This window comes from Rickettsia sp. TH2014, assembly GCF_019249195.1.
GTDB classification, from domain to species: domain Bacteria; phylum Pseudomonadota; class Alphaproteobacteria; order Rickettsiales; family Rickettsiaceae; genus Rickettsia; species Rickettsia felis.
Genome location: NZ_MXAX01000115.1, coordinates 1 through 5903, shown reverse-complemented (window position 1 = coordinate 5903; position 5903 = coordinate 1). Strand labels below are relative to the sequence as shown.

Sequence of the window (5903 nt, the reverse complement as noted above, 5' to 3'; positions counted from 1 at the left end):
TCTAAACTGCAATACGGAGGCACGACCCTCCACCTGTACCAACTGACAGATTACCTCCTGTAGTACCGCCTGTGCCAGGACCGTTAGGACCAAAGCCACCAGTGCCAACTGATGGGCTACCACCTCCTGTACTTGGTCCGTTAGGTCCAAAGCCACCGGTGCCTGTAACCGGAGTAGTCGGGGTATTATATCCTGCCGAATTGCTAGGTGTTACATCGTAGCCGCTCGGAGTGATAGGCGGAACATATATATTGTTAACTACACTACCGCTAGTTGGTGGCGGTTGTATAGGATTAAAACCACCACCAACACTTGGACCGACGAAAGGACCCATAGGAGTAAGCGGAGTAGTTACTCTGTGTATTTCATTTGAAGGGCGCTCGATTATAGGTAATAAATGCTTAATTACCGCCGCCCTTTGATCTACCGGTGTATTTACTAAAACATTTGCAACTTTTGCCGCATCAGTACCCAGAGGAGCTTTTATTATCTTACCTATAATATTATCAACAACATTATCTCCTGTTGGTTCTATCGGTAAAAGTACAAAGAAATTACCTGTAATTTGCCATCTGACGAAGCCGCCTTCATTAGCCGTTACGTTAAACGGTAGATTTGCGGCATTACCGACTATTATACTACCTCCTGCTGCACTAATGACAGGATAAGCACTACCTTCTCCAATAGCAGACGGGTTATTTTGAGCAGTTAAAAATACTTTAATAGAAGAAACATTTGATAAATTGAAGGTGCTACCGCTTGCGAGTACTATATTACCGCTATTAGCGTTACCTGTCTGACCTGCATTTATAGTATCATAGAAGACATTTATAATAAGCTCACCGGTAGGAGTAGCAGAGCCTGTATAAGTAACTTGATTATTACCAAGGTCAGAAGTAATATTACTACCTGATATATTACCGCCGACATTTACTTTAGTATTATCACCGGTAAACATCATTGTCGCCTGATCGGCAACTATAGTAGTTGCTCCTAAATTCGACGCAGTGAAAGCTGTTTTTTTCGGTGCAAAAGTAATAACATTAGCACCCGTTACCGCTTTTTGTAGCCACACGTCATCATTAAACTTATGACTATCGCCGTTAATCGGAGCTTATACAAGCGTAGCATTAGTATATTCTGCTGAAGAGCTGCTACTGCTTCCTTTGAAGTCCTCTGAAACGATTTTTGTTTTGTAACTAAATTTCATGGTTGCTCTTGGCACTTTAACACCGCCGACCGTGGCTGACGGAATGTCTAAGCTCCTACTGTTATAACCGGTAAATACAGCTGATTTACCGGCATCAATAGTAATAGCTTTGGTATGGGCCTCTCCTTTTACCGTGCCTTTATTACTACTGAACTGAACTAGTTTAAGGTTTACATTCTCACCGCCTAAATCATCGGTAAAACCGTTATCGGCATTAAATATCGCCGTACCCTCGTTATTAGTTTTGGTTGTGACACTAGAGTAAACATCTTGGCTACCAATGGTGAATTTACCGCCACTATTAAGCTGAATGGTTTAAGGTGGTTTGAGTCTGAACCGAACGGCGAAGTACCTGTTGTTAAATCTCCCGTTATTGCAAGAGTATGAATTTTATTGCCGGTAGTTGTAGCCCCGCCAACCGTACTTGTATTGGTAAGTGTTAAGGTTACAGCATTAGAAGTCGTAAATTTTACGTTATTAACATATACTTGATTTGTAAGCGTTACATCTCCACCGTTTATTTGTATTATACCAAGAGGAATATTTGCTTTACCATATGTACCATTATCCGTTACAGCGTCTGAATCGTCAAATCTTACACCTCCGGTAATATCAATTGGTGCGGGAGTAATTAATGCATTTGGAGCAACATAGTTAAAGTATCCGGTAAATGTAACATTGCTTGAGTCTCGGTCAAGTATAGCATTTGGTCCCAAGTAAACTACACCGCCTTTAATAACGCTATCAGGTACACTATTCATCACACCAACGCTTAAGGTTCCATTTGGAACGGTAATATCATCTACTGCTGTATTACTACCTATGTTACCTCGGATAGCACTAACTCCATTGTCATTACCGTTATTGTTAACGTTAAATTAACAGCTTTACCGCCTGTTTCATTAATGTTACCGGTTAAATTTGTTTCCTGAGTAAATACTATAGTACCCGTATCCGTTCCTTGAACTTCAGTAATTGACATATTACCGCCGGAATTAATCGTGACGGTGCTGTTGTCAGCCCCTGCTTGTAGCATTGCAAGGTTTGTAATTGTATTTGTTGAGTTTCCGTTACCGTCAACCGTACCTATAGTACCGTTATCCATAAACACTACAGTACCGTTAGGTTGACCACCTGTACTTGTTATATTACCGGTAATAAGTGCCGGTATATTATTTTTTGTATCACTAGCAAATATTGCGGTACCGGCATTATTTTGGAAATTCATATTGCCGTTAATCTGTACGACTCCAAGCTCGATATTAATAGGACCGGAAGGAGCGGAGAAAAAAACATTCGATCTGACTGATCCTATTGCAACTTTTGCAACGGATACGTTTATATTTGGGGTATTAAGAGCAGTTATTACTAGTGTTCCTTGCCCTGTAAGTTGTACTTTACTCACCGGATTTGCTTTTGTTCCGATAGCATAATTATTAGCCGTACCGTCTATTGTTAACTTGGTATTAGCATTTTTTGCATTTATCTCAACTATAGCGACATTTGGAACAAGCGGCTCTATATTGCCTGTTAACTCTATAGCACTATTATTGCCGCTAGCTACGGTAGTCATTAACTTTAAAACAGATGCAGAGTCCACGAATGTAACGCCCGGAGCTTTTAATTGAAAATCTCCGTTTAATGCATCAAGTGCGTAAGTTCTCGGACCGTTATTATCACCGATATTGGTTTTGGCAATTTGTGTCGAAGTAATTGATTGGTCGACGAATATAGCTCCGTTTCCAATATTAAGAGCTGCTGCATTACTTACGTCAAAGCTATTAGCACCACCAACAACTCCGACCTCACTACCTGCAGTAACATTTATAGCTGCTAATTTATTCACAGCAGTACCTAGTGTTTTGGTATTATCGCCACCTTGAATCTCAAGTTTAGCACCTTTAGTACTACTTAAATTGACCTTATCGCCACCGCCGGCAAAGCCGCCGAAACTATTCGCAAAAGTAACTTGTTGATTGCTACTTGTTGTTAAACCGAATGTAGAATTAGTATCGCCAAAATTGATAGTACTACCCATCGGCTGTAAGAGAGTTAGCAGACCTTTCTAACACCTACAGTAAATGTCTTAGGAGCTGCGGCTTGTCCGATATTAATTGTTTGCACCGTACCGATAGATATATCCGTAGCAGTTAAGTTAGCATAGGCATTCAATGTTCCGGTAGCACCATTGGTAACCACACTATTAAACGTATAACCTGCAGGATTTGCTCACGAAAATTCTAAGATGCCACCGGCTCCGAAATCTACATCACCGGTAGTAGTGAGTGAACCTTGTAAATCTGCTGTACCACCATTACTGAAGACTAAAGAAGCAGTCGATACATCTTGTTGGAAAGCCGCTATTTGACCGGCTACACCGTTAATCGTTATTGTATTTATATTGTTTACGACGACACTAACAGTACCGTCCCCGTCAAATACTAAATCGCCGGCTGCCGCTGCACTACTTATCACCGCTGCTAAAGTACCGCCGTCATTAACGTTAACCGTACCTGCCTTACCGGTAAAATCAGTCTGTCCACCAATCTGATCAGTTGCAATGACACCGGCATCAGTAAAAGTTGCTCTACCTGTAATATCCCCGGTATATGTTCCTGTCCCGACAGTAACGTTACCCGTAGTATCTGTAGTCAATTGACCGGCTCCAACTGCAGCATTACCTGTAAAGCCGCCGGCTGCCGTAGCTACCGTACCTGCATTATTTATCGTCAGATTAGTTGCACTAGATGCTCCGTTTATTGTAACAACTCCTGCTCCGTTAAGATTTAAAGCCGTAATGCCGGTAACAGGTCCTAATATTCCTGCTCCTAACTCATTAACCGTACCGTTAATGCCATTACTACTTGTTACTGCCGCTAAATTACCCCCCTGCAGCAAGATTTATTATATCGGCATTATTTACAAAATCCGTTTTTCCGGTAATATTAGTCACTGCAAGCGTAGTAGTATTCGTAAAATTAACCGAACCGTTAACAGTGGTAAGAGTTAAATTACCGGCAATACCTGTAGAAAGAGGGTTGCTATATTAATTGCCGGCGTAATCGTGATATCACCGTTGCCGGCTAATATCATAGAATTTAAAGTATTGCCGTTATTAATACCTAAATTATTTCCACCGGTTATCGTTAAAAGACCACCGGTTGAGCTTAACTGAATCACGCCACTAGCCGCTGCACCAGGATTTAAATCCCCATTTATTGTAGCCGTTACGTTTCCGTTACTTGTAATATTTAATATTGAACCGGCATTATTGAATTTCATATTAGCAGTACTAATATTAAAATTTGCATTATTAGGCGTTAATATATGTCCCGATTCCGTTTCCATCGCCGATATTTATATTAGTAGCACTTGCCGAGGTAGCGGTTTGATCGGTAAAGTTACTATTTCCCGTAACGTTAAGAGTCGTAATACCGCTAAGGTTAATCCCTCCCTGTGCCTGAACGTTTCCTATAGTGCTAACCGAAGCTAGCTTATTAACGGCACCGAACGATCCTCCCTGAACGGTTAAAGCATTAGTGCCGTTTAAGATTACATTACCGCCAACCGCCTGCGAAGCCGTCTAAATTACCGCCAAATGTTACGTTTTGTACGACAGGTGAAGCTAAAACTAAAGCAGCACCAGCACTTTCAAAATTAATTTGATTTCCTCCCGCTAAAAGATTTAAATTCGGATTATTGACCGCTAAAGTAAGAGCCGCTGTAGAGAAATTTGCTCCTATTTGAATAGCTTTAGCCGTAGCAATACTAGCATCAGTAGCCTTAAGAGTAGTATCTACCATGACACCACCATTGCCTGCTTGTAAAATAGGACTTGAAAAAATATAAGAACCTACCGGATTAGAAAAGGCTAACGTTGCCTCAAGATCATTATGCTGCACTCCTGCTGTTGCAGTTAATGTTCCTCCTACTGCAGCTATCCCGTCAGCAGTAAAATTAAACTGATCAACCGTAACATTTCCCTGTAAATTAACAGGGTTATTCCCTTTAGCATTCAATGTATTAATCGCATGATTAGCTCCTACATCACTGGTAACCGTACTACAACCAACAAAATTTAAAGTTGCTAGATTCCTTCCTAAAATATCGTCTATGTCCCCGGTTACTGTGACACCGTCATCCAATATAGCAGTCGCGGATGTACCGTTAAAATCCATATTGGAAGTTATGTTAGCGTTAAATTGTGATATAGAATTGTACCAAATGTTACTACTCCGCCGGCTCCTGTATTAATTGGCGTTGTCCAAATAAGTTGCGTCTGACCAGCTAGATTTGTTGGATTCTGCTTAATTTCAATTGTTTTTGCAAAAATATTACTACTAATAGTGGTTACATTTAGACCATCTGTCATAAAGGTATTGAATCTTTGGGTAGGACTAGTTCCGACAGATACATTAATATTCGTTGCAGAGGTTGATACGTGAAACGCTGCTATACCTGTAGCGTCTATAATGGACTGAGAAAACTGGACAGAAAAAATAGTACTCAAGTTTCCGAAATAAGTTACAATAAATAGGTAAAACTTAGGAGGAAAGATGAAGAAAAATAAGGTTAGGATTTTCAGTAGTGAAGAAAAGACTAAGGTAGTATTAGAATTAATAAAAGAGGATGCTACCTTAAGTCAATTAGCATCAAAATATGAGATAAGCTCCAAGACAATTCAGAATTGGAA

Annotated in this window: 8 protein-coding genes; all 8 read right to left on the bottom strand. The window is 40.4% G+C overall.

Going from position 1 to position 5903, the window contains the following annotated elements; all coding sequences use genetic code 11:
* Position 1: 1 nt before the first annotated feature.
* Positions 2-1075 carry a hypothetical protein gene (locus tag KYQ89_RS07650; protein ID WP_256621198.1) on the bottom strand — a complete coding sequence of 358 codons (1074 nt, stop codon included), beginning with the start codon at positions 1073-1075 and terminating at the stop codon, positions 2-4.
* Positions 1076-1395: 320 nt separating this feature from the next.
* Positions 1396-1971: a hypothetical protein gene (locus KYQ89_RS07645; RefSeq protein WP_256621197.1), complete on the bottom strand. Its 576-nt coding sequence runs from the start codon at positions 1969-1971 to the stop codon at positions 1396-1398.
* 59 nt (positions 1972-2030) lie between these two features.
* Positions 2031-3248, bottom strand: a complete 1218-nt coding sequence (locus tag KYQ89_RS07640; protein ID WP_256621196.1) for a hypothetical protein — start codon at positions 3246-3248, stop codon at positions 2031-2033.
* A gap of 14 nt (positions 3249-3262) precedes the next feature.
* Positions 3263-3409 carry a hypothetical protein gene (locus tag KYQ89_RS02180; RefSeq protein WP_218460218.1) on the bottom strand — a complete coding sequence of 49 codons (147 nt, stop codon included), beginning with the start codon at positions 3407-3409 and terminating at the stop codon, positions 3263-3265.
* Positions 3410-3439: 30 nt separating this feature from the next.
* A complete protein-coding gene (locus KYQ89_RS02175) occupies positions 3440-4108 on the bottom strand; it encodes a hypothetical protein (RefSeq protein ID WP_218460217.1) in 669 nt (222 codons plus the stop codon).
* A 108-nt stretch (positions 4109-4216) separates the two neighbouring features.
* Positions 4217-4558 carry a hypothetical protein gene (locus KYQ89_RS02170; protein ID WP_218460216.1) on the bottom strand — a complete coding sequence of 114 codons (342 nt, stop codon included), beginning with the start codon at positions 4556-4558 and terminating at the stop codon, positions 4217-4219.
* Positions 4559-4767: 209 nt separating this feature from the next.
* A complete protein-coding gene (locus tag KYQ89_RS02165; protein ID WP_218460215.1) occupies positions 4768-5388 on the bottom strand; it encodes a hypothetical protein in 621 nt (206 codons plus the stop codon).
* Positions 5389-5396: 8 nt separating this feature from the next.
* Positions 5397-5582: a hypothetical protein gene (locus tag KYQ89_RS02160; RefSeq protein WP_218460214.1), complete on the bottom strand. Its 186-nt coding sequence runs from the start codon at positions 5580-5582 to the stop codon at positions 5397-5399.
* Positions 5583-5903 lie beyond the last annotated feature (321 nt).

Bases quoted from the DNA above. Each gene is read 5' to 3' on its own strand.
- KYQ89_RS07645 (WP_256621197.1), bottom strand. From the start codon at position 1,971: ATGAATAGTGTACCTGATAGCGTTATTAAAGGCGGTGTAGTTTACTTG.
- KYQ89_RS07640 (WP_256621196.1), bottom strand. From the start codon at position 3,248: ATGGGTAGTACTATCAATTTTGGCGATACTAATTCTACATTCGGTTTA.
- KYQ89_RS02170 (WP_218460216.1), bottom strand. From the start codon at position 4,558: ATGGAAACGGAATCGGGACATATATTAACGCCTAATAATGCAAATTTT.
- KYQ89_RS02165 (WP_218460215.1), bottom strand. From the start codon at position 5,388: ATGGATTTTAACGGTACATCCGCGACTGCTATATTGGATGACGGTGTC.
- KYQ89_RS02160 (WP_218460214.1), bottom strand. From the start codon at position 5,582: ATGACAGATGGTCTAAATGTAACCACTATTAGTAGTAATATTTTTGCA.